Below are 26,119 nucleotides of genomic sequence, written 5' to 3' on the forward strand. Positions count from 1 at the left end.
TAACATTTTGAACTGAGACTTTGTACCTTTGGCTCTTTGAAACTTTACACTTGTAATAATGTCCAGAAAAATAAAACTAATTTGGGATTTCAGAGGTCCGGCCTCTGCAAAAACAGCTGAGCACCACGAAATCCATTTAAAAGAATATATTACTATTGAAAAGATACCCTTGAATATTACGGGATTTAAAATCATAAGCGACATGCATGCCACTGCTTTTATGGTCGTAACAGATGAAAATATGATTCAGGTAAGAGATGCTTTAAAACCCCATCGCGGGGAAGTATATACTGAATAAAACTTCTATCTTTTAAATTCCAACCAAACTCCAATACCTGGAAAATTTAAATAAAAAAATCCAAATTCCAATTGTCTTTAAACCTGGAATTTGGATTTTATGTTTTGGAATTTAACTTTAATTCGCTACTTCACTGATAAACTTAATACGCATTAATCGCAATTCATCAATATCATATTCTCCATCGAATTCTTTAAGTGCATCTTCAATTTTATCCGATTCTGATTCCATGAAATAATCATGAATTTCCTCCTGCTGATCATCATCAAGCATGTCATCAACCCAATATTTGATGTTTAATTTGGTTCCGGAATAAACAATTTGCTCCATCTCTTTAATCAAAGCATCCATTGTTAGTCCCTTTGCGGAAGCAATATCATTTAAAGGCAGCTTTCTGTCGATATTTTGAATAATATATAATTTATTGGCTGAGTTGACTCCTGTAGATTTTACAACCAGATCGTCAGGACGGATAATATCGTTGTCTTCAACATATCTACTGATTAAAGCAACAAAATCTCCACCGTATTTCTTTGCTTTTCCTTCACCGACCCCATGAATATTAAACAATTCCTGTAATGTAATTGGATATTTCAAAGCCATATCTTCTAAAGAAGGATCCTGGAAAACCACAAATGGAGGTACTCCCAGTTTTTTGGCTACTTTTTTTCGAAGTTCTTTTAACATACCCGTCAAAACCTCATCAGCAGTACCGGAAGATTTAGATGATGCCACAATAGATTCATCATCGGCTTCGCTGTATTCATGATCTTCAGACATCATAAATGAAACCGGCTTATTAATGAAGTCTAAGCCTTGCTGAGTTATTTTAACAACCCCATAAGTTTCAATATCTTTTGATAGATATCCAGACACTAAAACCTGTCGTAATAATGCCATCCAGTATTTTTCGTCATGATCTGAACCTGATCCAAAAAAAGATTGTGTATCGGTTTTATGTGCTTTGATAACTGCATTGATACGTCCTATTAAGGTATATACAATTTCTTTTGATTTATAAATGTGTTTGGTATCGCGAACAATTTCCAACAATTTAACAACCTGGTCTTTTGCTTCAATTTTATTTTTTGGATTACGAACGTTATCATCCATATCAGCTCCGTCGCCATCATCCGGAAATTCTTCACCAAAATAGTGTAACAGAAACTTTCTTCTTGACATGGATGTTTCAGCATAAGCCACCACTTCCTGTAATAACGCAAAACCTATTTCCTGTTCTGCTACCGGTTTTCCTGACATGAATTTTTCCAACTTTTCTACATCTTTATAAGAATAGTAAGCCAGGCAATGGCCTTCGCCGCCATCACGTCCTGCACGCCCCGTTTCCTGATAATAACTTTCCAGTGATTTTGGAATATCATGGTGAATCACAAAACGAACATCCGGTTTGTCAATTCCCATTCCGAATGCAATTGTCGCAACCACAACATCAACATCTTCCATTAAAAACATATCCTGATGTTTAGCACGCGTTTTAGCATCTAAGCCTGCATGATAGGGAACAGCACTGATTCCGTTAACTTGTAAAACTTCAGCAATAGACTCTACCTTTTTACGGCTCAGGCAGTAAATAATTCCCGATTTCCCTTTATGCTGTTTGATAAACCGAATAATATCTGATTCAATATTTTTAGTTTTAGTACGAACCTCGTAATATAAATTTGGCCTGTTGAATGATGCTTTAAAAGTATTTGCATCAGCCATATCAAGATTTTTCAGAATATCTTCCTGAACTTTTGGGGTAGCTGTTGCAGTAAGACCGATAATTGGCACTTTACCTAATTGTTTAATGATATTTCTAAGATTCCTGTATTCAGGTCTGAAATCATGCCCCCATTCGGAAATACAGTGAGCTTCATCAATTGCTACAAATGAAATAGGAACACTCTGCAAAAAAGCTACATATTCTTCTTTTGTTAAAGATTCCGGTGCAACATATAAAAGTTTTGTCAAACCGGATGCGATATCAGTCTTAACCTGTGCAATTTCTGTTTTTGTTAAAGACGAATTCAGTACATGAGCGATTCCATTTTCAGAAGAAAGACTTCGAATGGCATCGACCTGATTTTTCATTAAAGCAATTAGAGGTGAAACAACGATAGCTGTTCCTTCCTGAATTAAAGCGGGCAATTGATAACAAAGAGACTTTCCGCCGCCCGTAGGCATAATTACAAAAGTATTCTTCCTGTCTAAAATACTAGTAATGACTTGCTCCTGCAAGCCTTTAAATTGGCTAAAGCCGAAATACTTCTTTAATTCTTTATGTATTTCAATTTCGTTTGAATTCATTCTTTATATTAATGGATATTTTGTATAAATTTGCAACACATAAAGATACAAATTTCTTTCACACTCACAAATTTTAACTTTTCTGTTTTGATTACAAAAGAAAATATTTTAGCGATTGCAAAAAAGACAATACTCTCTGAAAGTGAAGCAATTACAAAGCTAATTGATTTTCTTGACGAAAATTTTTACCACGCAGCCCAACGTATTTACGAAACAAAAGGCCGATTAATTGTTACGGGAATTGGAAAAAGTGCCATCATTGCACAAAAAATAGTTGCTACGTTCAATTCAACCGGGACACCATCTATGTTTCTTCATGCTTCTGAAGCAATTCATGGCGATTTAGGAATGATTCAAAACGACGATATCATTATTTGTATCTCAAAAAGTGGAAACAGTCCTGAAATAAAAGCTTTAGTGCCATTATTGAAGCGTTTTGGAAACACATTAATCGGAATGACAGGAAATATTACTTCGTTTTTAGCAAAAGGTTCTGACTACGTTCTGAATACTACTGTTGATATGGAAGCGTGTCCGATAAATCTTGCGCCAACAAACAGTACAACGGCACAGCTTGTAATGGGTGACGCACTCGCAGTATGCCTTATGGAGATGCGTGATTTTAAACCGGAAGATTTTGCAGTGTATCATCCGGGAGGCGCACTAGGAAAAAAATTATTGCTTCGTGTAAAGGATATGACTGAACATTCATTAAAACCTACAGTCACACCAGACACATCTGTTAAAAAAGTAATTTTTGAAATTTCAGAAAAGCGACTGGGTGTCACAGCAGTAATTGAGAACAATACAATAGTCGGAATCATTACTGACGGAGACATTAGAAGAATGCTGAATGACCGTGACAGTATTGCTGATTTAACTGCAAAAGATATCATGAGTAAAAACCCAAAATTAGTTTCATCTGAAACCATGGCAGTAGATGCATTGAATATTTTAGAAGATTACTCTATAACTCAATTGATTGTTGCTGACAATGGCGAATACAAAGGAGTTTTACATTTACATGACATTTTAAAAGAAGGAATCATATAATGGCAAAGAAAAACCTTGGCGAAATGTCATTTTTAGACCATCTCGAAGAATTACGATGGCTGTTAGTCAGAAGTACAATCGCTATTCTTGTAATGGCTTTTATCACTTATTTTTTTAGCGATTATTTATTTGATGAAATAATTTTAGGACCCACAAGACCTACCTTTTTTACTTACGTTTGGTTTTGCGATTTATCTCATCAATTAGGGATCGCAGACAGCATCTGCATTACTGAACTTAACTTCATTATTCAGAATACTGAAATGGAAGGACAGGTCAATATTTTTGTCTGGATGTGTATTTTGGTCGGTTTCATTTTAGGCTTCCCTTATATTTTATGGGAACTCTGGAAATTTATCAGCCCTGCTTTATATGAGAATGAAAGAAAAAATGCCAAAGTGTTTATTTTTACTTCCTCTCTCCTGTTTTTTTTAGGTGTAATTTTTGGATATTTTATTGTAATTCCGATGTCTGTGAATTTTGTTGCCACTTTCTCAGTGAGTGATGTAGTAAAAAATCAATTTACCCTGGACTCTTATATGGGAATGGTAAAAACGAGTGTTCTTGCAGGTGGTTTGTTTTTCGAACTGCCTATCATCATTTATTTCTTGACCAAATTAGGGTTAGTGACTCCGGTTTTTTTAAGAAAATACTGGAAATATGCCGTAATCCTAATCCTGATTATTGCAGCGATCGTAACGCCTCCGGATGTTGTAAGCCAGACAATTGTAGCAATACCAATGTTGGTAATATATGAAGTAAGTATCCTGATCTCAAAGGTTGTTTATAAAAATAAAGAAAAAGAAAATGTCTGATATTATTCAAGAATTTAACGACTATCGTTCTAAAATGAACGAAAAACTACTCGCTGACAATAATAAAATTGTGAAGCGAATTTTTAATCTTGATACTAATGCTTATGCACCCGGTGCTTTGGATGTAAAAACGAAAGAGCTTCTGGGCTTGGTGGCATCTGCAGTTTTGCGTTGTGATGATTGTGTAAAATATCATTTAGAAACAAGCCATAAAGAAGGCGTTACAAAAGAAGAAATGATGGAAGCCATGGGAATCGCAACTTTGGTTGGAGGAACAATTGTTATTCCGCATTTAAGAAGAGCTTACGAATTCTGGGAGGCGCTTGAAGAGGAAGCTGCAAATTAGAAAATGAGATAATTAGTCAATGAGGTAATTTCAACAGGATATGTTAATTCCTTTAATTGATTGACTTATTTTAACTTATTTTGCCTTTCTCAAAAGATGAAAGATACATTTCTAAAGGAATTTGAATTATCAAATTATCTAATTGACACATTACCTAATTAAACAAAAATGAAGCTAAGAGCCGATAATTTAATCAAAACCTACAAAGGCCGAAGTGTAGTAAAAGGAATTTCTGTTGAAGTAAACCAGGGGGAAATCGTTGGACTGCTAGGACCAAATGGTGCCGGAAAAACAACCTCGTTTTATATGATTGTAGGATTGGTAAAACCAAATCAGGGAAATATTTATCTGGATGATCTGAACATTACCGATTATCCGATGTACAAACGCGCACAACAGGGAATTGGTTATCTGGCACAAGAAGCTTCTGTTTTTAGAAAATTAAGCATTGAAGACAATATTTTAAGCGTTTTGCAATTGACAAAACTTTCAAAAGAAGCGCAAATTGCAAAAATGGAAGAATTAATTGCCGAATTCAGCTTAGAGCACATTCGCACCAATCGTGGTGATTTACTTTCCGGAGGGGAGCGTCGCCGTACCGAGATTGCCAGAGCATTAGCCACAGACCCAAAATTCATTTTACTGGACGAACCTTTTGCCGGAGTTGACCCGGTTGCGGTTGAAGATATTCAGCGAATTGTAGCGCAGCTAAAAAATAAAAATATCGGAATCCTCATTACCGATCACAACGTTCAGGAAACTTTGGCCATTACCGACAAAACGTACTTAATGTTTGAAGGAGGAATCTTAAAGGCCGGAATTCCTGAAGAATTAGTTGAAGACGAAATGGTTCGTCGTGTTTATTTGGGGCAAAATTTCGAGCTTCGTAAAAAGAAACTGGAGTTTTAAAATTTGTAAAAATACCCGTTTTGCTTTTTACATATCAAATTTACATTACAAAAAAGCTAATCAACTGTAATATATTGCAATTGCTGTAAATCGCCGTTGTAAATATTTATATCTACCGTGCGCTCAATTCCCGGCACACTGGCTTTTTCCGTGAATTGCCAAAACAGCCAGTCATCTTCAATTTTTTCTCTATAAAAATTATAATTGGCAATCCAAAACAGATATTCACCAAATTCACCCTTCAAAAAATCTGAATAATATCGCTCTCCTGTATAAATTATAGGCCGAACTTTATAATGATCTTCTACTTTTAGAAGCCATCGCTTTAATCCTTTTTTCAAACTATCCAAAGATTGAGTCTTTGGCAATTTTTCGATATCCAGAACCGGAGGCAAATCACCTTTTTCCAGCTTTACTGTTTCAATAAAAAGATTGGCCTGTTCAATAGAATTTTCATTTGGCCTGTAATAGTGATAAGCTCCTCTGATCATTTTATTTTTTTTGGCTCCAATCCAGTTCCGTTTAAACTGAAAATCTTTTCTGTCCCTGCCCACAGTTGCTCTTATAAAAACAAAATCAAGAGGATACTTCTGCTCTAATGTATCTACATACGACCAGCTAATTTTTCCCTGATATTCAGACACATCCAATCCAATTGATTTACCTTCATGTTTTGCCAGAACCTGGAAATTACGAATATCAGACAATCGCTTATCTTCGACCTCTTTCTCAGACATTTTATTGGTTTTAAAACCTAAATAATAAGCCAATCCTCTGCGATAGTGATAGATTACTGCAACGAAAAGTAATGTAAAAACTAAGAAAAAAATAAAACGTAATATCCTTCTGAAAGCAGATCTGCCTGTTTTTCTGGAAGTGGTTTTGCGATAAGTGGTTTTTCTTGCCATTCGGATAAACTACTTTTTCAAAAATTTATTATTTATGACAGATAGCAATACATAAAAAATGATAATCACAGGAACTGCGGTAAATTGAAGCAACAAAAGCAAAACAATAGAAATGGCTAAAAATACAACTTGAAGTACATTATCTTTTAAAGTAAACTTTTTAATTTTCAAAGCAAACAGCGGAATTTCTGCGTTCAAAATGTATGCACTGAATAAAGTAATCATAAGTAAAACCCATTGATTGGTTAAAATTTCCAAGATTATTAATGAGTCTGAAAATAGCAAAACCAGAGGTAAACTCAGAATAAAAAGTGCATTTGCCGGGGTTGGCAAACCAATAAACGAATCGGTTTGGCGGGTGTCAATATTAAAATTAGCCAATCGATAACAAGAACCCAGAGTGACAATAAATCCCAAAAACGGAATCAGTGAGCTTGTTCCTAATTCGTGGGCACTGTTTGTAAACATCGAAAACATAACATATCCGGGCACTACTCCGCTGGTTACCATATCTGCTAAAGAATCCAATTGCAATCCAAGAGGGCTTGATACTTTAAATAACCTCGCAAAAAAACCATCAAAAAAATCAAAAAAGATTCCCAGACAAACCAAATAAAAAGCCATTTCATAATTTTGTTCAGAGACAAAAACTACAGCTACACAGCCACAAAAAAGATTGATAAGCGTAATTAAATTAGGAATATGTTTTTTGATATCCATCTTTTATATTTTTTGAAGATTGAAGAGCAAATTTAGCATAATAACTCATTCTTATAAGCGTTTTTAATAGAGTTTTTTATACAAACAGATGACTTTCGTATTATTTATCGAAAGGAAGAAATAAGCTCAGTAAAAAATTATATTTTTGGTAAAAAATTAAGCAAGCCCAGGTTTGAAAAAATAAATACGTTGAAAAAAATCTTAGCCTTTTTATTGATTTGGAATTGCACTTCTCATTATGCGCAAACGGTTCGAAAATATTCGAATGAGTTTATGAATATTGGTGTAGATGCAGCTGCTCTGGCAATGTCAAGTGCTGTTGTAGCTTCGTCTAATGATGTAAATTCTGTTTATTGGAACCCCGCCGGACTAACGCATCTTGAAGACCATCAGATATCCTTAATGCACGCCAGTTATTTTGCCAATATTGCACAATACGATTATATCGGATATGCAAACACTATTGACGACAGAAGTGCCTGGGGAATCTCGATGATCCGTTTTGGGGTTGATGATATTTTAGACACCACACAATTAATCGATAATCAGGGTAATATTGACTATAACCGCATCAGTTTGTTCTCTACTGCAGATTATGGTTTTACATTTTCATACGCCAGAAAATTACCAATCGAAGGATTTCAATACGGTGTAAATGCCAAAATCATTCGTCGTGTAATTGGAAAATTTGCTAATTCCTGGGGATTTGGATTTGATTTCGGTCTTCAGTTTGAGAGAAACGACTGGAAATTCGGATTGATGTTACGTGATATTACAACTACTTACAATGTCTGGAATATTGACGAGGAAGAATATAAAAAAATCTCTGATGCTATTCCCGGAGAAAATCAGGAATTACCGGAAAGCACTGAAATTACACTTCCAAAAGCACAATTAGGAATTTCAAAAAAATTTGAATTTCATAATGACACCAGTCTATTGGTTGCCACAAATTTAAATATGCGCTTTGAACAGACCAACGATATTATTTCATCAAATATTGTAAGCATTGATCCGGCAGTTGGCTTTGAATTTGGTTATACAGAGCTTGTTTTTTTAAGGGCAGGAGCAGGAAATTTTCAGAATGTAACGCAATTAGACAATACCGAAAAATTAAATTTTCAGCCTAATATTGGACTTGGTTTTAAATATAAAGGGATTCAGATTGATTATGCCCTGACTGATTTAGGCAATCAAAGCACTGCATTATATTCTAATATTTTTTCGCTTAAAGTAGATTTAGGTATCTTTAGATAAAAACTATTATAAAAAATCAACATGAGAGGTTTTGCGTTTCGAAAGATAATTTTCCTGTTACTATTATCCAATTTTAGCTTTGGACAAAATTTACCCTTATCCAAAGATGCACATGTAAGTGTATTGACTTGCGGGTTAGGCAACGAATCTTATTCATTTTTCGGACATACTGCAATTCGTGTTGCTGATCCTGCAAATAATATTGATGTCGTGTACAATTATGGCGCATTTGATTTCAGAACTCCAAATTTTGTGGCCAAATTTGCAAAAGGTGATTTACAATATTTTGTAATTGCACATTCTTATAATGATTTTATAAAGGAATACGATTACGAAAAAAGAAGTGTTTATGAACAAAAACTGCTTATTCCGCAGGAGGCCAGGCAAAAGCTTTTTGACAACTTAAATGTTACTTTGCTTTCTGATGAACGTTATTACACTTATAAATTTATTGATAAAAACTGCACTTCTATGGTCGTTGATATCATTAATAAAACATTAAACGAAAAAGTAATAACCAAAAAAGGAGATACCGACATAACATACAGAAGCATCTTATTTCCTTACTTTGACGGGCATTTTTATGAAAAGTTAGGAACAAGTATTATTTTTGGGACTAAAGTAGATCAGTCAGGTACTAAAATATTCCTGCCTTTCGAATTAAAAAACAGTTTAGAAAAAACAACTTTCCAAAATCATCCACTTACCAGTAAGAGTAAAACATTATTAAGTTTTGAAAAAGTAACTCCAATTTCCTGGTGGAATAACGTTTACAGCTATATTCTTATTCTTGGTTTTATTATCCTGATAAACAAAAGATTTGTTGATAATATCTATTTATTTATTTTATCCTTGATGGGTATCTTTTTTATTTCAATGGGATTTTATTCCTTCCATCGAGAATTAGCACTGAATTATAACGTCTTACTATTTAGTCCTTTGTTGTTGTTTTTGATTATTTTTTCAGCGATTAACAACAAAAGATGGACTTATAAATTCGCTGTGCTGCATTTGATTTTATTAATAATTTATACCCTTTTCATAATTAATAAAGCTCACTTTTTTATTGTTCTGCCAATGATTATTACGAGTGGAGTTGTTTTGGCAAGGATAGCGATTAGAAATAAAAAAAGAATACCGATAATAATCTAAAATTATTGCCCTCTGTAAAATAGAACTGTTGTTATGGTTTTTAAGGTAATACTTAAATCCAGAAATATGCTTCGATGTTTGATATAGTATAGATCATACTGTAATTTTATAAGGCTTTCTTCAATAGATTCTCCGTATGAATAATTTACTTGTGCCCAGCCTGTGAGTCCCGGTTTAATAACATGGCGGGTTTCATAAAACGGCATTATTTCTGCAATTTCCTTAACAAAGAACGGTCTTTCGGGTCTTGGGCCAATAACAGCCATATCTCCTTTTAAAACATTTATGAACTGTGGAAATTCATCAATTCTTGTCTTGCGCATAAATTTCCCAAATCGTGTAATCCTTTTATCATTTGGTTTTGCAAAAACAGCACCATTGTTTTCAGAATTTTCAACCATTGTCCTGAACTTGTAAATTTGGAATACCCTGCCGTTTTTGCCGACACGCTCCTGTGTATAAAACAAAGATCCTTTATTCCAAAACACATTAGCAATAAAAATCAATGGTATGAAAAAGGCGCAAAGAACTAAACCAGTTAGTGAAAAAACAAATTCAAGAAAGCTTACTAACAGCAAATATAACTTATTGTTGTTACTACGGCTAAAAGGAAAAAATCGATAAAAATCCCTGGCGATATACTGAACCGGAATGCGTTGGGTTTTGCTTTCATATACTTGTGTATATTCTCTGATGATATTTCCTTTCTCCAGCAAATGCAGCAAATGCTGATATAAATCGGCCGTAATACCATCTGTTTTTTGAGAAGCTATAATAATTTCAGATATATTATTTTTACTTACAAAAGACAATAAATGATCTTTTTCAATTTCTTTAATATAGTTTAAGGAAAAATCCTGTTCAGCCAGAATATCTGAATTTACAAAGCCAATGATTTTATAATGCGGATCAACGTTTTCTAATCCTAAAACGAGTTCATCGACCTGATGCTTATTGCATATTAAAATGACGTTTTGTGAAAACCGATGAGTCGCTAAAAAGAAAACGTAAAAAAAGCGCCAAAACAATAAAGCACCCAGAATCATTAAATAGAAAATCAGAATAACCAAACGCTGTTTTGGAAGTTCAGGCGACAATATAGGTGTAAACAAATATACTAAAGTAGCTGTTGTCACAGTTAAGATAACACTTCGCAGAATCTGGAACTGATTACTTGCAATCTGAAGATTGTATATCTCGAAGATTGCCCCAAAACCACTCAGATAAACGATAAATAAAATTGGTCTGGAATAATCTGCACTATCCAAATTGAAATATGAATAATAAAATAACTCATCCATTAGATACAGCGCAAACAAAACAAATGCAATATCAAAAAGCCTGAGAAGTACTTTTCTTTCTGAAATTTCAAAATGCATTTTTTTGTTTGTCTGCATATATTGTATCTTGATTTTGAGCTATAACCCGGAAGCAAATGTATTATAAAAAACAGAATTTAATTGACTGAATTTACTGCTTTTTCAGGTTTTTTCAGTTGTACCGAAAGAAGGCATAAAGCATAAACAAAAGCAGGAGCAGCTGTTCGCATCGCTGCATGATTAATAGTCAGGAGCCAAAAAAAGTAAAATGACAGGCAATACAGATGCTGTCGGTTATTTATGAACAACACTAAGGGTGTGGCAAAAAGTATCAATAGTCCGAAAATTCCAAATAAACCATGTTCACTTAACATTCTTGTTATTTCATTGTGAGAAGCAACCTCCTGACCAATCATTTCTTTCCTGAACTGTTTACCGAGACCTGCGCCTGCACCCAGTATCGGATTTTCTAAAAACAGATTTATTTCATTATTCATTACTTTTTCACGTCCGCCAAGTCTATCCTTTTTTGTTCTTCCCGCCGCGTCCTGATTGGCATATCTTTTATCTATGAGTCCTGATGTCTTCAAAGAAGTGTAACCCCATATCCCAAGTCCCATAAATACAGACAGGATAATAACCATTCGGGATTTTGCTTTTCCTTTTGCATCTGAATAAAGATACAACAACAATAGTAAAATCACAATCATAAAGACTCCTGTTATTACACCTCCTCTGGAAAAAGTTACTATGCCTCTAAAACTGATGAGAGCAACTATACTCCCATTTACAAACCACATTAATTTCGATTTGGAGAAAATTATAAACTGTGTAAAAAACACAAACATACCCAATCCTAAAACAGTCGATACCTGATTTGGTCCAAATCCTCCGGATGTTTCAAAATTAGACTGTGTACCAGTTATCACATCCTTAACGCTGGGATTATACAAAACCAGATATACAGTTGTAGTAATGATAGGCAATCCCATAGCAATTACAATATGCTGCAAATCTGAAAAAAGAATTTTTCGGTTTAAAGTATAAATTGCGCAGAGGGCAAGACAAAATGGCCCGGAAAGATTAAAAACTATTGCTTTTCTTATGTCAACAGAATAAAAATCAGTCATTGAAGTTACCAAAATACCCGGTATCAGGAATATGAGAAATATCCAATAAATAAATGAGTTCATTGAAAACCCTTTGTAAACCATCCCCAATAACATAAAAAAAACAACATTTAATTTTATGTATTCGTTATTAAAATTGCCTCCTGTCATCCGCAAAAAAACTTCAACGCCAACCATATATGCGGCAACCAAAAGAACTTCATGGTTTTTATTCTTTGTTATATAAACAACGTAAAAGCCAATAGCAGGAATTAAAAGTGCATAAATTTTTGATAAAAAGGGTACCAAAAAGATCGCCAAGGCAATTAATGCATGGATTATCAGGAGATAAATATAAGTCAATGAAATATTTTTCATTAAGTATTTTTTTTATATTCGAGTATTAGCTTTTCAATTACTATTTCTTCAGAATAATTTGTGGTTACATACTCTTTTAGATTATCCCTTAGTTTTTTTATGAGCAAATCATTCATAATTAATTTAAGTAATTGATCTCTCACTTCACAACTTGAAGAAGGATCGAAGAGCAATCCGGTAAACTCATCTTTAATAACCGATGAGCAATACCCTACATTTGTTGAAATTACAGCCAAATTTCCTAAAGCATATTCTAATAAAGTTACTGGAAATCCTTCGTCTGTTGAAGCTAAAATACCTATTGACGCTTGAGATAAGATAAATTTTATATCATTTTTTTCACCATACAAATGTATATCATTACTCAATGAACTAATTTCTATAAATTTTTTTATTACCTCAGAATAAGCATCAAAATAATCTTTACCAATCAGATGTAAACTCCATCCTAACTCATTTAATCTTAATTCATGAAAAGCTTTCAAAATCAAAATATGATTTTTAGGTTTTTTTAAGTTTGCCAAAAAAACAATTTTTTTACCCACATTGCCCTTTAAGATAGTTGATTGTTCGAATACATTTTGAAAAGTTGCAAAATTTGGTAAAAAAATTACTTTAGAACATTTCATATTTTTTTTGTTCCACTCCTTTAATTGAAGATTCACAACAAAAATAGAGGAGAAAAAAACAGACATTAAAATCAAAACTTTATTTTGCCTGCCAGACTCTTTAACGCGAGTCCCGTAATGATCATGCCAAATGATTTTTACTTTAGGAAAAGTGAATTTTACTAAAACAGCAATAAAAAAAGAAGAACTATGCGCATGAACTATATCTACTTTGTTATTTTTTATAAATTTCCTTAATTTAAAAACGGCTTTTAAATCGATACTTTTCTTTTTGTCCAAAAAAACATAAGACACTTTCGAATCAATTTGGTTTTTCAAAACCCCTTCTTTTCTAGTTGCCACTAATCCGGAAAACTCTATTTTTTTTGCTAAAGCATTTGCATAATTCACAGCCATACGTTCAGCTCCTCCTGCTTCCAGAGAATCTATAATTTGTAATATTCTCATTTTTTTAGTAGCTCTTTAATTTCAGTTTCAAAAACATCTGTAGTGTATTTTTGTGACCAATTAATTGCCGATTCGCTTTTAGCAAAGAAAATATTTTCATCATTTACAACTTCATTTATTTTTTCCTCATCTTTTTTTAAATCCATCTCCAACAGAATACCTCTATTTCCATAATCGAGCATGAAGGGAACACAAGAAACTTTGCTTACAACAGGAACACATCCCCAGAACATACCCTCGGCAATAGCTTTTGGCCAGCCTTCACTTTTAGAAGGTAAAACTACAAAATGGCTTTTTTGACATGCCTTTTTTATAATCTCCTGATTCTGATTTCCTTTTAAAATTACATTATGCTCTAATTGATTTTCCTTAATGTAATCCTCTAATTTCTGTCTTTCTGAACCTTCTCCATACAATTCTAAAGTAACATCATGACGCTTTTCTATCAGTTTTTCAACTAATTTCACAGCATATAACGGGTTTTTTCCTAAAACTATGCTCCCAATAAAAACAAAATGAATTCCTAAATCTGGACTTGTCTTTTTAATTGTTTCTTTTTCTGATTCTGAATAGGTAGCCGTAAAGAAAGACTTTATGTTTTTTGATTCATTTTCCCAAGCTCCATAAACCAGTACCTGCATATTTCGGGTTAAAAAAGTGTTACTCAGAATATATTTTTGCAAACGATACGTCCACGGCTGTTTACTTTTCGGGTCCCAATTTCCTGCATATTTTGCAGTTTTTATTTTATGGGGAAACAAAATCTGAACAAAACAACCTATTAAACCAACGTTCCCGGGACATCTCAAATGAATATGATCGGCATTTTTCATGGCCCAAAATATCTTCCAGAAAATTTTAGGCAATTTAAATACCGCAGAAAAGATATTCTTAATACCTATAAAATTGAAATTCGGAATAATCCTAAAATCAATTTTCTCATGATTATAAGCCAAATCGATAGCTGTTATTTCTTTATTCTCCAATGGTCCCACCACAATGACCTCATCAGTATATTTAAACCAAATATTCATTTCGCGTATATAAGGTGCATAACCAAAATATTGATTCCCTTTTTGTTGGTGAATAACATGTGTGATGATTGCAAATTTCATCAAACTAAATCTTTAATATTTTCATTTAAAACAACTAACTCACTGTTTTTATTTTCGTTAAAAACATAACTTTCATAATATCTTTTATAATATTCGATTACATTTTTCGCCATTTCTTTTTTTTCATTATCAGACAGCAAAAGTGCTTTATCAATTATAGTTTTAATATCTGAAACATCTTTATAAACCAAACAATCAGAATTGTCTTTTAAAGAAGGATTTAACCAATGCGGATAATTTAAAATTGGGATTACACCTACGGACATTGCTTCTAAAACATTATGACACATAGGCATTGTCATTCCCGGAGCACAAAAAATAAAATCGGCAGATGAAAGAAAATGCCTCCACTTTTCTGTGGGAATTGCTCCTGACTGCCATTTCATTAAAACTAAATTATTTTTAAAACGTCCGGTGAATAAATCTTTAACCAATTCGTCCCCTGAAATTGAAAGCGCTTTTTTATGATTTACAATTTCGTTGCAAATCTCCCATCTGTTAAGTAATCCAAAGTTATGCTGAATCACGCTTGTATTATATATTTTTTCTTCAAAATTCCCACTCATCAAAATTCCAATATTTTTAGGTAAGGTTTCAATTTCTGGATGTAAATAATTAACAGGATGCATAATGTATGGCAATGCATTTTCCTGATATTCATCACATGAATATATTTTTTTGTAATTGTAATTAACCCTGAAATCTGCTTTTTTATGATGACTGAAAGTTTTGAATTTTATTGTTTTCGAAAATGGTTTTGCAAAATAAATATAATCAAGCTCATTGAACCATCTTGCCAAAAAAATCATTCTTAACAATGAAAATTTAATGACTATTGGTTCATTATAAACGTTATGAATTCTAAAAAAAAGATTCAGATAAGTCCTGACTTTTGTGCGATGGTTTAAATTGATATAAATAACCGGTTTGTCCTGATTATAAAACCGGATATAGGAATAATTTGACTTAAACTCTTTTAACTTTTTTAGAATCTTCTTTTTTAATAAAAATATCATTTTTGTTTTGGCTTATTAAAGAGTAAACTCCACCAACCAACAGTTCTGCCGACTGCTTCTGTAAAAGCTTCTTTTCTATTTTTTTCTGTTATTATATTAGTAAAACGAATTAGAGTTAATAAAATGGTTATGGCATTCCACTTAAGACAATCTTCAATATTTGGATTCGGATTTTTAACCCTCCACACATACCAGCCGTTTCTAACGACCATTTTTCCATATTTATATTGATTAGGCCTACCGGAGGGTTCATGAAAATGGGACAATCGGGCAGCAGTATTTAAGTACAATTTTCCTGTTTTAGCAACTCTCAAAGTAAAATCAGCATCTTCATATAAACCGTAACCTTCAAAATAAGGAGAAAATAAAAACTTTTCAAATACAGATTTCCTGAACGAAGAAACTCCTCCCATTAATTGTTCAACCTGGTATATTTTATTTGAAGGCGGCAAAAAACCAACACTCCTTCCATGTGAAAATGAAGGAGAGAAACCAGGTGGCTGATCACTATCTAAATTCAGCTTTTTTCTTAAAACAAACCTGCTGCCATCTTTACGTTTCCATCCGTCAAAATAAAATTCATTTATTTCAGGTATAATATTTGGCCCTGCATTTTCCCACTTTACTTCATTAGAAATATAACCTCCAACTCCTAATGCATCAGGAAACAATTTGTAGGTATCCAATAAATTCTCAAAATAATCTATTTCTAAAATTGTATCGTCGTCCAGAAAACAAACAATTTCAGTAGTTTCACTTATATTATTAATTCCGAAATTTCTTTGTTTAGTAAGACCTCTGTCTGATTCATCAATTAAAAAATATTTTAGATTCTGAAATTGATTTTGAATAAGAATGTTTTCTGTATGCTTGTTTAGAGAACCATCAACAATTAAAATTTCATCAGGGTATAAAGTCTGTCTCTTCACTGAATGCAATAATTTCAGTAAAGGTTCCGGTCTCATGTAGGTACAAATGATTAACGAAAATTTCATTCCTGATTTTTTAATTGATTCGCCCAGTATACACTTCTATTCCATTGCTTTTGTAATTTAGAGAAATATCTAATTGGATTTTTTATTGACTGTTTTTTATAAAATTTTAAAAACAAAATAGTTTTATAACCCCGGATTTGCTTTTCATTTAAGTGCAATATTTTATACAACATAACTGTTGGCGATGGCTTAGGCTTTATTACATCATTTTGCCATGCTAAAACTGGTTTGGTCCTAAATCCGCCTACAGGTGCTTTTAAATGGATGATTTCCGGATTTGGCACATACAAAATGTCGATTCCTAAATTCCTTAATTGCATTCCAAAATCACTATCTTCTCCATAACCAAATTCAAACCTTTTATCATACTTCATGCCTCTTAAAAATTGGTTTTTTACAATACTACATCCAGAACCAAACGATCCCCATTGCATTTGTATTTCATGTTTTTTACCGGATAGATATCCTTCTCCATAACAAGCTAGTGTCATTACGTCGATTCCAAATTCCTTAATTTTTAAAAATACATTTTTAAAAAAAATTTTATCTATTCTTATATCATCATCAGCCATAAAAACCCATTCGCTTTTTACTTCGGCCAACGCTAAATTTCGGGCATTGCACGCACCTGCCTGATGTGTGAAAATGTGTTTTATTTCAAAATTCCAGGTTTCACTTGCGAGATAATCTAATTTTGAAACACTATCAGGATTAGGATTTTGTTCTACAATTATAACCTTTTCAGGAAGATGAGTCTGTTTTGATAAATCTTTTAAAACATCATACAAATAATTTTTCCGCCCTATAGTTGGAATAATTACATCTATCGTCCCCAGTTCCACTACTTTTTTTGTTGACTGAATCTCAATATTGTCTAACACACTTTTTTTTAACTTTCGCTGAAAATAAAACAAGGACAATAGGAAAGGCAAAAGAGCAATTTTTCTTTCATATAAAAACAGATTCAAAAACAATAAAAACACCCAGCGAGTTCGGTAGTGCTGCTTTACAAACCGAAATAAAACGAAATTGCTGCAGTTATTAATTTTGGTTTGATTCGGAATTTCTTTTAATAATTTTGGCTCCGAATAACACAAAATTCCTATGTGCATTGTAAGTTTTGCCAAAGAGTGCAGGAAATAATCCAGATTATCTGAAACATTGATATTATCTTTTAAAGCTAATAAAACAGACGCATCAATACCTCCGGCAATGCTACTCATCTGCCAGGTGGGATAAGTAACTTTTTTATTTACATTTATAAAAACAGATTCATCTACGTAACCAATTCCGTCTGATAAAAATGAATTTGGGAAAGGATTATAAGAAGCCATTATCCTTTTATGGTGAAAAATGGACTCAAGTTCATGAAAATTCAAATTAGATTTAAAATCTGAATGACACCAAATCAATAATTCATTTGGAAAAGCACTTGCAATTTCAAATAAAGTTGCTACAATATTTTTACCTGAAAAAAGTATGATTTCATTCGCTTTCCAAACGCTAATTACTTTATTGTTTTCATGATAAACAATTACCATTTTTACTTATTTTTTTGGCTTATTATTTTTTTATAAAACTCTATATTTTGATTGGCTATTACGTGTATATCGAAATATTTTTCTACTTTATCTCTCGCTGCTTTTGCTAATTTAAGGGACAAAAGTTCATCCTCCAGAAAATCACTAATTTTTTGTGCAAAAGCCTTATGATTGGCTGGATGGACTAAAAAACCATTTTTACCCTCGTCAATCATTTCCGTTGCCCAGCCAACATTTGAGGCTACAATTGGTTTTTGCATTGCCATAGCTTCCAGCCACGAAACCGGGAAAGCCTCTGCAAAAGAAGGAAAAACGCAAACATTTGCCTGCTGGATTTTCTCTTTTATTTCAATATACGGAACGCTTCCTAAATAAGTAACATTTGGGAACGCTTTTTCTGAAAATAATTTCTGCATCATTTTCCAGGTTGAAGGATTTCCTGAAATAATATCGGGTACATCTTTACCAATTAAAATCAATTTAGCAGCAGGGTCATTTTCTATTACTTTATTAAAAATCAACGGCAATTCTAAAAGCCCTTTTTTTCTAATTAAACTTCCAAAATACAATATCGTTTTTCGCTTCTGGTCGCTTTCATTATCAACCTGAAATAAATTAACATCAATAGGGTTTGGAATAATTGTAAATTTCTTCTTCAAACCAAAAATCATATTTGTGGTATCAGCTGTAAACTGACTTACAGACAATAATCCATCTGATTTTTTTAATGCTCTTTTTTCATGAAACTTATTAATCCATTTTACTTTCCGATTATCCAAATGGCAAAAATAGGTATCAGACCCATGTAATCTGATAAGCAAAGGACATAATTTTGGTTTTATAAATGATGAAATACCTGTCCAGTCTGCTGCTTCAACCAAATCAATTTCATTATTTGCATGCAATTGATTGATTATTTTTTCAATCTTTTTTCTTGTCAAAAACCAGGATAAACCTTTAAACCTAATGTTTTTTATTTGCTGAATAAGAATTCCGTCATCATCAAACGTATCATCCTGCTCCTGTCCATATACTAATATCCTTACAGAAATTCCTTTGGCTAAAAGTCCGATTGCCAGGTTCTTTATACTTGTCCCGATTCCTCCTGAGTTTCCTGTTTTGGAGTGTGGATATTCCGGGGTTAAAAATGCTATTTTCATTCTTATTTTTTAAAAAAAGTCTTTTAAAATAATAGCTGTAAACAATCTGGCACCACTATCTGTCATATGTCCGCAGGAAGAAAAATATTTATTTTCAACAACCACATTCTCGTAATTATAAATTTCAGGATAAGCTTTTTTTACTTTATCAAAATAATTCATCCCGGTTACATTTTCACACATTGGTGTCATTACAGGAATAAAATTGATATTATTAGCTTTACAAATAGTTTTAATTTCTTCGTAATATTTATTGTGTTTTAGTGGATTTAGATTCACAATATTATTTTTCATATTCCCGTTTTTGTGTTTTTTCAACGGGTAATATCCCTGATTATCTAAAGCATTTGTTTTTTTATGAATTAAAGTAAAAAATGTTTCCCTAAACCCTATTTTACCATCATACTTTATGTATCTGTAAAAAGGAATGTAATACAATTCATTAAAATTTTCCTGCGATTGGAAGTGATTTTTAATCGTTTCAGAATTATGAATATAGGGCAGGAACAATGCTGCTATTCCTTCTGCCTGATGATCATTTGAAAGATTGAGATCAGCTTCCAGAATGACATTTTTAATTGTGTATTTCCTTTCAATCATTAATTTCAACAACAATGACGCTTCAAACAAATGACCTCCACTCATTCCGTAATTAAATGTTTTTAATCCTTTTTCTTCAAACATTTTTGAAACAAAATGATTATTGGCTCTTGATGAGCCCAGGATTACAACATCATATTTTTGAGCTTTTGAATTAAAAACAGTTTCAATTTTCCCTCTGTTTTTGGATTGTAAAAAAACATACGTGTATAATCCATCTAAAGCAATAGCAGTTAGCAGAATTACAACAGAGATTTTGATTGTATAAATTAGAAAATGCTTCATTAAAACTGAAAATATATAAATTCTTTGTAATCTGAAAAAGTACCAAAAGCCATAATTGCCATAATTGCCAAAGTTAATTTCAACATGCTTTTTTTACCTGAAAGAGGCTCAATTTTAGTTCGGCTGTTCCATTCTGCCAAAACAAATAATCCAATCAAAAGAAGGAGCTCGTAATTATAACGCTCGTTGTCTAAATACTGAAAGCCAAAATCTTTATTAGTAAAAATTCCTTTTATATACAAAACAGCATCAGTTATGGTTTTAGCTCTAAAAAAAATCCAGGCCACACAGGTTATCAAAAAGGTCGAAAGAATACTAAATATTGTCTTTACGGAATTAAAGTTCCATGAAAGGTGTATTGCATCCATATTGTTTCGGTTACTATTACGCAAAAGCAAAGGCAGAAAGTAAACCGCATTGATAAATCCCCAGGCTATGTAGGTCCAGTTGGCTCCATGCCAAAAACCGCTAACCACAAAAATGATAAAAGTGTTTCTGATTTTCATCCAAAGTCCGCCTTTACTTCCACCTAACGGAATGTACAAATAATCACGAAACCAGGAAGATAGGGAAATGTGCCAGCGACGCCAGAACTCGGCTATATCTCTTGAAAAATAAGGGTAGTTAAAGTTTCGTAATAAATCTAAACCAAACAATTTTGAAGTTCCTAATGCAATATCTGAATACCCTGAAAAATCTCCATAAATTTGGAATGCAAAATAAACTGCCCCTAACATAAGGGAGAAAGAATTCATTGAAGTATAATGATCGAAAATCGCATTTGCGTAAGTTGCACAAGTATCTGCAATGACTACTTTTTTAACTAATCCCCAGATGATTTGGTAAATACCTTCTTTGGCTTTTTCAAAATTAAACTCTCGCTTTATTTTTACCTGAGGCAGTAAATGAGTCGCTCTTTCGATTGGACCGGCGACAAGAAGCGGAAAATAACTTACAAACAATGAATAATCTACAAAATTATATTCGGCTTTGATTCGTTTATAATAGATATCAATTACATACGATAAACCATGAAAAGTGTAAAATGAAATTCCTACCGGCAGAATTACATTCAATAGAAGTGGACTCGATTTTAAACCCGCAGCATTTAGTAAATCTGAAAATGAAGCAGCAAAAAAATTATAGTATTTAAAGACCCCTAAAAATCCTAAATTTACCAGAATGCTCAGCCAAAACCAAAATTTTCTGCTTTTTTCTGATTCCCCTTTTTCGATTTGAATTCCGGTATAATAATCCAGAAAAGTTGAAAAGACTAATAAAAAAAGAAATCTCCAGTCCCAACACGAATAAAAATAATAACTGGCAATTATTAACAGAGCGTTTTGAGTGTTTTTTGTTTTATTGAAAACGAACCAATAAAGAAAGAAAACAATTGGTAAAAAAATAGCAAACGCTATGGAGTTAAAAAACATAATTGACTGTAATATTTATTCTAATTTGAAGTGCAAAGAAAGGTTATTTCTCAGAAAGTATGCTCATAATTCGGTCCCAAATTCGTTTTGAAGAATCTTGCGGAGGGTGTCTGTTAATTTTTTCAAACCATAATTGTGCATCTTCAATACTATGCTTTGGGTGCTGTAAACCAAATTCAATCTTATCAGCGATTGTATTTGCAGAGTCTAACCAAATCACCGCATTTTTATTTGGCATTGAACGAAAATGAATGTATTTGTATATTTTCGAAACCGACCAACTTTTATCGATTTTAGCATTTAGGTCATAATTAATAAAAGCGCATGGCTTTTTATAAGCTGCATAATCAAAGACCATTGAGGAGCCTAAATTTATAACCATTTCGGTATGTTGTATCGTATTGGTCTGCAAAACCATATCAGCTTTGGTTGGCAAAATGGTATTCCATCCCTCTCCTACTTTTTTCCACGCAGGAGCAACCGGAGTGATAATATCCCTGTTTTTTTTCAAAACCTCATCATATCGAGCTGAAAAATCGACAGGGCAGCGTCTCAAAAGTATCCCCAGAGAATATCCCTTTCCATTTAACTTTCTCACAGCTTCTGCAACATCACTCAGATATTGCGGATCATCCGGACAGGTTGTTATATCATCACCGGAATAACAGATGTATTTTTTATTTAAATCGAGTTGATGATCCTTATAAAATTGCTCTTTTGAAACACGCAGATTGCTGTCAAAATGGTTTTCAAATTGTGGCGTTCCAGTAATAAAAACCTGATTTTCTTTCACATAAGGGTAATAATGAAGTAATTCTTTTTTCATGTGTTCACTCCACACAAAATAAAAATCAGTTTCGGTCACCATAGTGGCTTTTGGCAAGTTATCCCAGGAAAAGATGAATGTCGCCGTAGGAATATTTAATTTTTTTGCTGCTAATATGGGAGCGATTGCCAGGACAGGCCGCTGATTCGTGCAAAACACAAAATCTGGTTTTTCGTTCTGAAGCGTTTCCAGACATTCATTAAAGTAAGAAGTGTTACTTTCAAAACTTTTAATCTTTTCCCGAACTTTCTCCAAGCCCTTGAGAGAAGAATGTGTGGAAATTAAAAACTTGGAGTAAATATTTTTTAACGCTGGTTTTAATTTTTTATACGTAAAAGGAAATCGATATGTGTCATAAACCAAATCTTTTTCGGCTTTTATGCTCAAATTAAGTTCAATATGTTTACGGGCGTTTTTATAACTATCTGTTAAAGGATTTAATTTTGCCTTTTTGATTTTAATTTCATCAAAACCTAATGTTGTTAAATCAAACGGTGTGTTATTCCAGTATTGGATATCAAAATTTTTCTCTAATCCAATTTTATAAAAATCAGAAAAAGCAAAATTCCGAAGTCCGATTCCGTCTGGCAATAAGATGAATATTTTTTTGTCTGGCATTAATTATCTCTAAATTGTTTTTGGTGATTAAGCTGCCAAATATCCGATTTCTGTAAACAACTAAGAAATAATTCTGCACTATTTCCTTTACCAAAATCATTATCTGTTTTTTGTATTTTATGGAAATCAATACTACAAAGTGCCTTAGTTATTTCTTTTTCAGAATAACTTACATTTATAATATCCGCATGAACAGCTCTATTTTGCTGTCTTGTACCAATGTTGATAATTGGAATACCATAATAAGGCGCTTCTCGAACACCTGCACTACTGTTGCCAATTATAAATTGGCTGTTTTTTAAAAGGGTCAGAAAATATTCAAACCGAAGTGATGGAAAAATTCTAAAACGATCATTCTTTTTTAGCTTTTCATAACTTTCTAAAATATATTGGCTTCCTAAATCGTTATTTGGAAAAATAACCACATGATTATGGCTGTCATTTAGTAATGCTGAAACAAAATTTTCTGCATATTGCTTCATATTTTGAATCTCGGTCGTCACCGGGTGAAACATTACGATAGAGAATTTATCAAAAGAAATATTATAGTATTTTTTTACAACTTCTAAATCAGGCAATTGATCAGAAAACATAATATCAATATCCGGAGACCCAATTGTAAAAACCGATTCTTTTATTTCTCCCATCTGAATGAGTCTTTTTTCAGCTTCTTTGTTGGATACAAAATGGATGTGACTCAATTTACTGACGCTATGCCTTATTAACTCATCAACAGTTCCTGATATTTCACCGCCTTCGATGTGCGAAACTAAAATATTATTTAATGAACCAACAATAGCACCGGCCAGTGTTTCAACCCGATCTCCATGTACTACAATCATATCCGGCTGAATTGTTTTGACGTAATTCGAAAACCCTTCAATAGTTTTAGCCAAAGTTAAATCCATTGTGGTTTCATGGGTATGGTTAACGAAAGTATAAATATTCTTAAAATTACATCTTTCAATCTCCAGTAAAGTGTATCCGTACTCTTCCTGTAAATGCATACCGGTAACAAATAGAAAAACCTCAAATTCATTTTGAGGTTCCAGAATTGTTATTAATGATTTTATTTTTCCAAAATCAGCGCGGGTTCCGGTAAGGAAAAGGATTTTTTTCATTTAGTACTTGTTTATAAACTCAACCTTGAATAGATGTAATCTCGACTGCGCTCGATTTGACACAATCATTTATCAGTCCTCTCTGTCAGGTCGAGCGCAGTCGAGACGCTTTTCAATCTAAATTTCATCATTACTTGGATTGTATTTATAATGAGTCGCATTTCTACATTCTGATAAATTTTGCAAATTATCAAAATTTCCTTCTATCAAAGCTTGCTTCTTGGCTCTACTCCATTTTTTAATTTTCTTCTCAAACTCAATAGCTTGATTAGGATCTAAAAATTCCTGATAAAAAACTAATGTAACTGGCCTTCTGGAATGTGTATAAGCGTCTGAATATTTTCCTTCATTATGTTCTATTAATCTTTTCTCAATATTCGAGCTTATTCCTACATATAAAGAATCATCGTTACAATTTAAAATATAAACATAATAGAATTTCATAATTCTAATTTTTAAAATGATTCTGGACTATCATTAATCTCGACTGCGCTCGATTTGACAAAATCATTTATCAAACCTCTCTGTCAGGTCAAGCGCAGTCGAGACTTTTTTAAGATCCCAAAATCCACAACTAAACTTAATCTCCACTCCGCTCCCTCTCGACTCCAACCTCTCTCGACTGCTCTCCCTATCGACTGCGCTCGAGGTGACAATAAAATCACCTTCTTTCTAGGTCGAGCGCAGTCGAGACCTTTTTACTCGCAAATGTCTTCCCAACTCAACTGCTCGTCATTTTCAATATCTCGAATAGCCTTTTTACCAAGTAAATCATTAAAATGTTCTGCTGAAATTTTTCCGGTTCCAGGGCGTTTTACCCAAATATTTTCTTTGGTAAAAACTTCACCTTTTTTGATTGGAGCAATAGTACAAACCGTTGCAAAAGCAAAATCTATAGTCACTTGTTCTTCTTCCGCCGGTTTTTTGGTTCCGCCACGCATTTGTGCTATTTCGGCACTGAAAACTATTAATTCCTGACAAGCTTTTTCATCCATACTACACACAATATCCGGACCTGTACGCTGCATGTGGTCTGTAAAATGTCTTTCTAAAATACTTGCACCAAGAGCTACAGCTCCCAGGCAGGCATTATTATTCAAAGTATGATCAGACAAGCCAAATACTTTATCAGGAAAAGCTTGATGCATCTCTATCATTGCCCCAAAACGAACCAAATGAATGGGCGTAGGGTATAAATTGGTAGTATGCAATAAAGCGACAGGAATATTATGATTATCAAATATAGTAACTGCTTTTTGGATGCTTTCAATCGTATTCATTCCTGTGCTTAAAATAACAGGTTTTCCAAAAGAAGCAATATGTTCTAATAAAGGATAATTATTACATTCGCCCGAACCTATTTTATAAGCCGGAATATCAAATTTGCGTAAACGCTCAGCAGCAGCCCTTGAAAATGGTGTAGAAATAAAAATCATTCCCTTGCTTTCGACATAATTTTTAAGTTCTAATTCATCGGCTTCATTTAGCGAGCAACGTTCCATGATTTCGTAAATAGAAACATCGGCATTACCCGGAATCACTTTTTTTGCTGCACCAGACATTTCGTCTTCTACAATATGTGTTTGATGTTTGACTACCTCAACTCCAGCTCTATGAGCTGCATCTACCATTTCTTTAGCTACTTGTAGAGAACCTTCATGATTAATTCCGATTTCGGCGATAACAAAAGGCGGAAAATCTGCTCCAACTTTTCTTCCAGCAATTTCTATGTATGGATTCATTGTATTATTTAATTTTT

Annotated in this window: 24 protein-coding genes; 7 read left to right on the forward strand and 17 right to left on the reverse strand. The window is 33.0% G+C overall.

From position 1 onward, the window contains the following. Positions 1 to 58: 58 nt before the first annotated feature. Complete coding sequence (locus tag GXM17_RS15620) at positions 59 to 298, forward strand: hypothetical protein (RefSeq protein ID WP_163400254.1); 240 nt, start codon at positions 59 to 61, stop codon at positions 296 to 298. A 117-nt stretch (positions 299 to 415) separates the two neighbouring features. On the opposite strand, the gene recQ is transcribed toward GXM17_RS15620, so the two are convergent. Further along, positions 416 to 2,608, reverse strand: a complete 2,193-nt coding sequence (gene recQ, locus GXM17_RS15625; RefSeq protein WP_163400255.1) for a DNA helicase RecQ — start codon at positions 2,606 to 2,608, stop codon at positions 416 to 418. Positions 2,609 to 2,695: 87 nt separating this feature from the next. On the opposite strand from recQ, the gene GXM17_RS15630 reads away from it, so the two are divergent. The 4 genes from GXM17_RS15630 to lptB all read left to right on the forward strand — a co-directional run bounded on the left by GXM17_RS15630 (position 2,696) and on the right by lptB (position 5,731). Continuing rightward, entirely contained in the window at positions 2,696 to 3,661 is a 966-nt protein-coding gene (locus tag GXM17_RS15630; RefSeq protein WP_163400256.1) for a KpsF/GutQ family sugar-phosphate isomerase, read from the forward strand. Continuing rightward, positions 3,661 to 4,476 (forward strand): twin-arginine translocase subunit TatC, encoded by an 816-nt coding sequence (tatC, locus tag GXM17_RS15635; protein WP_163400257.1) that lies wholly within the window; start codon positions 3,661 to 3,663, stop codon positions 4,474 to 4,476. The genes GXM17_RS15630 and tatC overlap by 1 nt, the downstream gene beginning before the upstream one ends. Further along, complete coding sequence (locus tag GXM17_RS15640; RefSeq protein ID WP_007803834.1) at positions 4,469 to 4,822, forward strand: carboxymuconolactone decarboxylase family protein; 354 nt, start codon at positions 4,469 to 4,471, stop codon at positions 4,820 to 4,822. The genes tatC and GXM17_RS15640 overlap by 8 nt, the downstream gene beginning before the upstream one ends. A gap of 168 nt (positions 4,823 to 4,990) precedes the next feature. Next, on the forward strand, positions 4,991 to 5,731 hold the full coding sequence (gene lptB / locus GXM17_RS15645) for an LPS export ABC transporter ATP-binding protein (RefSeq protein ID WP_163400258.1): 741 nt from the start codon (positions 4,991 to 4,993) through the stop codon (positions 5,729 to 5,731). Positions 5,732 to 5,787: 56 nt separating this feature from the next. On the opposite strand, the gene GXM17_RS15650 is transcribed toward lptB, so the two are convergent. Beyond that, on the reverse strand, positions 5,788 to 6,639 hold the full coding sequence (locus tag GXM17_RS15650) for a glycoside hydrolase family 25 protein (RefSeq protein ID WP_163400259.1): 852 nt from the start codon (positions 6,637 to 6,639) through the stop codon (positions 5,788 to 5,790). Positions 6,640 to 6,648: 9 nt separating this feature from the next. Continuing rightward, positions 6,649 to 7,359, reverse strand: a complete 711-nt coding sequence (locus tag GXM17_RS15655) for a CDP-alcohol phosphatidyltransferase family protein (protein WP_163400260.1) — start codon at positions 7,357 to 7,359, stop codon at positions 6,649 to 6,651. Between the two features lie 189 nt (positions 7,360 to 7,548). Here GXM17_RS15655 and GXM17_RS15660 point away from each other — a divergent pair, with 189 nt between their 5' ends. Together GXM17_RS15660 and GXM17_RS15665 are read left to right on the forward strand one after the other, a co-directional pair. Next, positions 7,549 to 8,616: a putative type IX sorting system protein PorV2 gene (locus GXM17_RS15660; protein ID WP_482788940.1), complete on the forward strand. Its 1,068-nt coding sequence runs from the start codon at positions 7,549 to 7,551 to the stop codon at positions 8,614 to 8,616. 21 nt (positions 8,617 to 8,637) lie between these two features. After that, positions 8,638 to 9,768, forward strand: coding sequence for a lipoprotein N-acyltransferase Lnb domain-containing protein (locus GXM17_RS15665; RefSeq protein ID WP_163400261.1), 1,131 nt, complete (start codon positions 8,638 to 8,640; stop codon positions 9,766 to 9,768). Between the two features lie 2 nt (positions 9,769 to 9,770). Here the strand turns inward: GXM17_RS15665 and GXM17_RS15670 are convergent, their stop codons facing one another. The 14 genes from GXM17_RS15670 to neuB form a co-directional block, all read right to left on the reverse strand. Further along, a complete protein-coding gene (locus GXM17_RS15670; RefSeq protein ID WP_163400262.1) occupies positions 9,771 to 11,165 on the reverse strand; it encodes a sugar transferase in 1,395 nt (464 codons plus the stop codon). A 59-nt stretch (positions 11,166 to 11,224) separates the two neighbouring features. Continuing rightward, entirely contained in the window at positions 11,225 to 12,574 is a 1,350-nt protein-coding gene (locus GXM17_RS15675; RefSeq protein WP_163400263.1) for an O-antigen ligase family protein, read from the reverse strand. Beyond that, complete coding sequence (locus tag GXM17_RS15680) at positions 12,574 to 13,650, reverse strand: glycosyltransferase (RefSeq protein ID WP_163400264.1); 1,077 nt, start codon at positions 13,648 to 13,650, stop codon at positions 12,574 to 12,576. The genes GXM17_RS15675 and GXM17_RS15680 overlap by 1 nt, the downstream gene beginning before the upstream one ends. Beyond that, positions 13,647 to 14,765, reverse strand: coding sequence for a glycosyltransferase (locus tag GXM17_RS15685; RefSeq protein ID WP_163400265.1), 1,119 nt, complete (start codon positions 14,763 to 14,765; stop codon positions 13,647 to 13,649). The genes GXM17_RS15680 and GXM17_RS15685 overlap by 4 nt, the downstream gene beginning before the upstream one ends. After that, positions 14,765 to 15,781 (reverse strand): glycosyltransferase family protein, encoded by a 1,017-nt coding sequence (locus GXM17_RS15690; RefSeq protein ID WP_163400266.1) that lies wholly within the window; start codon positions 15,779 to 15,781, stop codon positions 14,765 to 14,767. Before GXM17_RS15690 ends, GXM17_RS15685 begins: the two co-directional genes overlap by 1 nt. Beyond that, entirely contained in the window at positions 15,778 to 16,776 is a 999-nt protein-coding gene (locus GXM17_RS15695) for a glycosyltransferase family 2 protein (protein WP_163400267.1), read from the reverse strand. The genes GXM17_RS15690 and GXM17_RS15695 overlap by 4 nt, the downstream gene beginning before the upstream one ends. Beyond that, positions 16,773 to 18,317 (reverse strand): glycosyltransferase family 2 protein, encoded by a 1,545-nt coding sequence (locus tag GXM17_RS15700; protein WP_163400268.1) that lies wholly within the window; start codon positions 18,315 to 18,317, stop codon positions 16,773 to 16,775. Before GXM17_RS15700 ends, GXM17_RS15695 begins: the two co-directional genes overlap by 4 nt. Positions 18,318 to 18,319: 2 nt before the next feature. Next, the gene (locus GXM17_RS15705) at positions 18,320 to 19,477 is read right to left on the reverse strand and encodes a glycosyltransferase family 4 protein (protein WP_163400269.1); all 1,158 of its coding nucleotides are present in this window, start codon (positions 19,475 to 19,477) and stop codon (positions 18,320 to 18,322) included. A gap of 9 nt (positions 19,478 to 19,486) precedes the next feature. Beyond that, positions 19,487 to 20,362, reverse strand: a complete 876-nt coding sequence (locus tag GXM17_RS15710) for a hypothetical protein (RefSeq protein WP_163400270.1) — start codon at positions 20,360 to 20,362, stop codon at positions 19,487 to 19,489. Next, complete coding sequence (locus tag GXM17_RS15715; RefSeq protein ID WP_163400271.1) at positions 20,362 to 21,795, reverse strand: MBOAT family O-acyltransferase; 1,434 nt, start codon at positions 21,793 to 21,795, stop codon at positions 20,362 to 20,364. Before GXM17_RS15715 ends, GXM17_RS15710 begins: the two co-directional genes overlap by 1 nt. Before the next feature lie 43 nt (positions 21,796 to 21,838). Continuing rightward, complete coding sequence (locus GXM17_RS15720; RefSeq protein ID WP_163400272.1) at positions 21,839 to 23,239, reverse strand: glycosyltransferase family protein; 1,401 nt, start codon at positions 23,237 to 23,239, stop codon at positions 21,839 to 21,841. Continuing rightward, positions 23,239 to 24,360, reverse strand: a complete 1,122-nt coding sequence (neuC, locus tag GXM17_RS15725) for a UDP-N-acetylglucosamine 2-epimerase (protein ID WP_163400273.1) — start codon at positions 24,358 to 24,360, stop codon at positions 23,239 to 23,241. Before neuC ends, GXM17_RS15720 begins: the two co-directional genes overlap by 1 nt. A 117-nt stretch (positions 24,361 to 24,477) precedes the next feature. After that, positions 24,478 to 24,804 carry a GIY-YIG nuclease family protein gene (locus tag GXM17_RS15730; RefSeq protein WP_163400274.1) on the reverse strand — a complete coding sequence of 109 codons (327 nt, stop codon included), beginning with the start codon at positions 24,802 to 24,804 and terminating at the stop codon, positions 24,478 to 24,480. Positions 24,805 to 25,058: 254 nt separating this feature from the next. Then, positions 25,059 to 26,102, reverse strand: coding sequence for an N-acetylneuraminate synthase (gene neuB / locus GXM17_RS15735; RefSeq protein WP_163400275.1), 1,044 nt, complete (start codon positions 26,100 to 26,102; stop codon positions 25,059 to 25,061). Between the last annotated feature and the right edge of the window lie 17 nt (positions 26,103 to 26,119).

Source organism: Flavobacterium fluviatile (genome assembly GCF_010645065.1).
Lineage (GTDB): Bacteria > Bacteroidota > Bacteroidia > Flavobacteriales > Flavobacteriaceae > Flavobacterium > Flavobacterium fluviatile.

Bases quoted from the DNA above. Each gene is read 5' to 3' on its own strand.
- GXM17_RS15710 (WP_163400270.1), bottom strand. From the start codon at position 20,362: ATGAAGCATTTTCTAATTTATACAATCAAAATCTCTGTTGTAATTCTG.
- recQ (WP_163400255.1), bottom strand. From the start codon at position 2,608: ATGAATTCAAACGAAATTGAAATACATAAAGAATTAAAGAAGTATTTC.
- GXM17_RS15715 (WP_163400271.1), bottom strand. From the start codon at position 21,795: ATGTTTTTTAACTCCATAGCGTTTGCTATTTTTTTACCAATTGTTTTC.
- GXM17_RS15650 (WP_163400259.1), bottom strand. From the start codon at position 6,639: ATGGCAAGAAAAACCACTTATCGCAAAACCACTTCCAGAAAAACAGGC.
- GXM17_RS15720 (WP_163400272.1), bottom strand. From the start codon at position 23,239: ATGCCAGACAAAAAAATATTCATCTTATTGCCAGACGGAATCGGACTT.
- GXM17_RS15655 (WP_163400260.1), bottom strand. From the start codon at position 7,359: ATGGATATCAAAAAACATATTCCTAATTTAATTACGCTTATCAATCTT.
- GXM17_RS15665 (WP_163400261.1), top strand. From the start codon at position 8,638: ATGAGAGGTTTTGCGTTTCGAAAGATAATTTTCCTGTTACTATTATCC.
- GXM17_RS15700 (WP_163400268.1), bottom strand. From the start codon at position 18,317: ATGGTAATTGTTTATCATGAAAACAATAAAGTAATTAGCGTTTGGAAA.
- GXM17_RS15670 (WP_163400262.1), bottom strand. From the start codon at position 11,165: ATGCAGACAAACAAAAAAATGCATTTTGAAATTTCAGAAAGAAAAGTA.
- GXM17_RS15690 (WP_163400266.1), bottom strand. From the start codon at position 15,781: ATGATATTTTTATTAAAAAAGAAGATTCTAAAAAAGTTAAAAGAGTTT.
- GXM17_RS15620 (WP_163400254.1), top strand. From the start codon at position 59: ATGTCCAGAAAAATAAAACTAATTTGGGATTTCAGAGGTCCGGCCTCT.
- GXM17_RS15685 (WP_163400265.1), bottom strand. From the start codon at position 14,765: ATGAAATTTGCAATCATCACACATGTTATTCACCAACAAAAAGGGAAT.
- GXM17_RS15695 (WP_163400267.1), bottom strand. From the start codon at position 16,776: ATGAAATTTTCGTTAATCATTTGTACCTACATGAGACCGGAACCTTTA.
- GXM17_RS15640 (WP_007803834.1), top strand. From the start codon at position 4,469: ATGTCTGATATTATTCAAGAATTTAACGACTATCGTTCTAAAATGAAC.
- lptB (WP_163400258.1), top strand. From the start codon at position 4,991: ATGAAGCTAAGAGCCGATAATTTAATCAAAACCTACAAAGGCCGAAGT.
- GXM17_RS15730 (WP_163400274.1), bottom strand. From the start codon at position 24,804: ATGAAATTCTATTATGTTTATATTTTAAATTGTAACGATGATTCTTTA.
- GXM17_RS15680 (WP_163400264.1), bottom strand. From the start codon at position 13,650: ATGAGAATATTACAAATTATAGATTCTCTGGAAGCAGGAGGAGCTGAA.
- neuB (WP_163400275.1), bottom strand. From the start codon at position 26,102: ATGAATCCATACATAGAAATTGCTGGAAGAAAAGTTGGAGCAGATTTT.
- GXM17_RS15705 (WP_163400269.1), bottom strand. From the start codon at position 19,477: ATGAAAATAGCATTTTTAACCCCGGAATATCCACACTCCAAAACAGGA.
- neuC (WP_163400273.1), bottom strand. From the start codon at position 24,360: ATGAAAAAAATCCTTTTCCTTACCGGAACCCGCGCTGATTTTGGAAAA.
- GXM17_RS15675 (WP_163400263.1), bottom strand. From the start codon at position 12,574: ATGAAAAATATTTCATTGACTTATATTTATCTCCTGATAATCCATGCA.
- tatC (WP_163400257.1), top strand. From the start codon at position 3,661: ATGGCAAAGAAAAACCTTGGCGAAATGTCATTTTTAGACCATCTCGAA.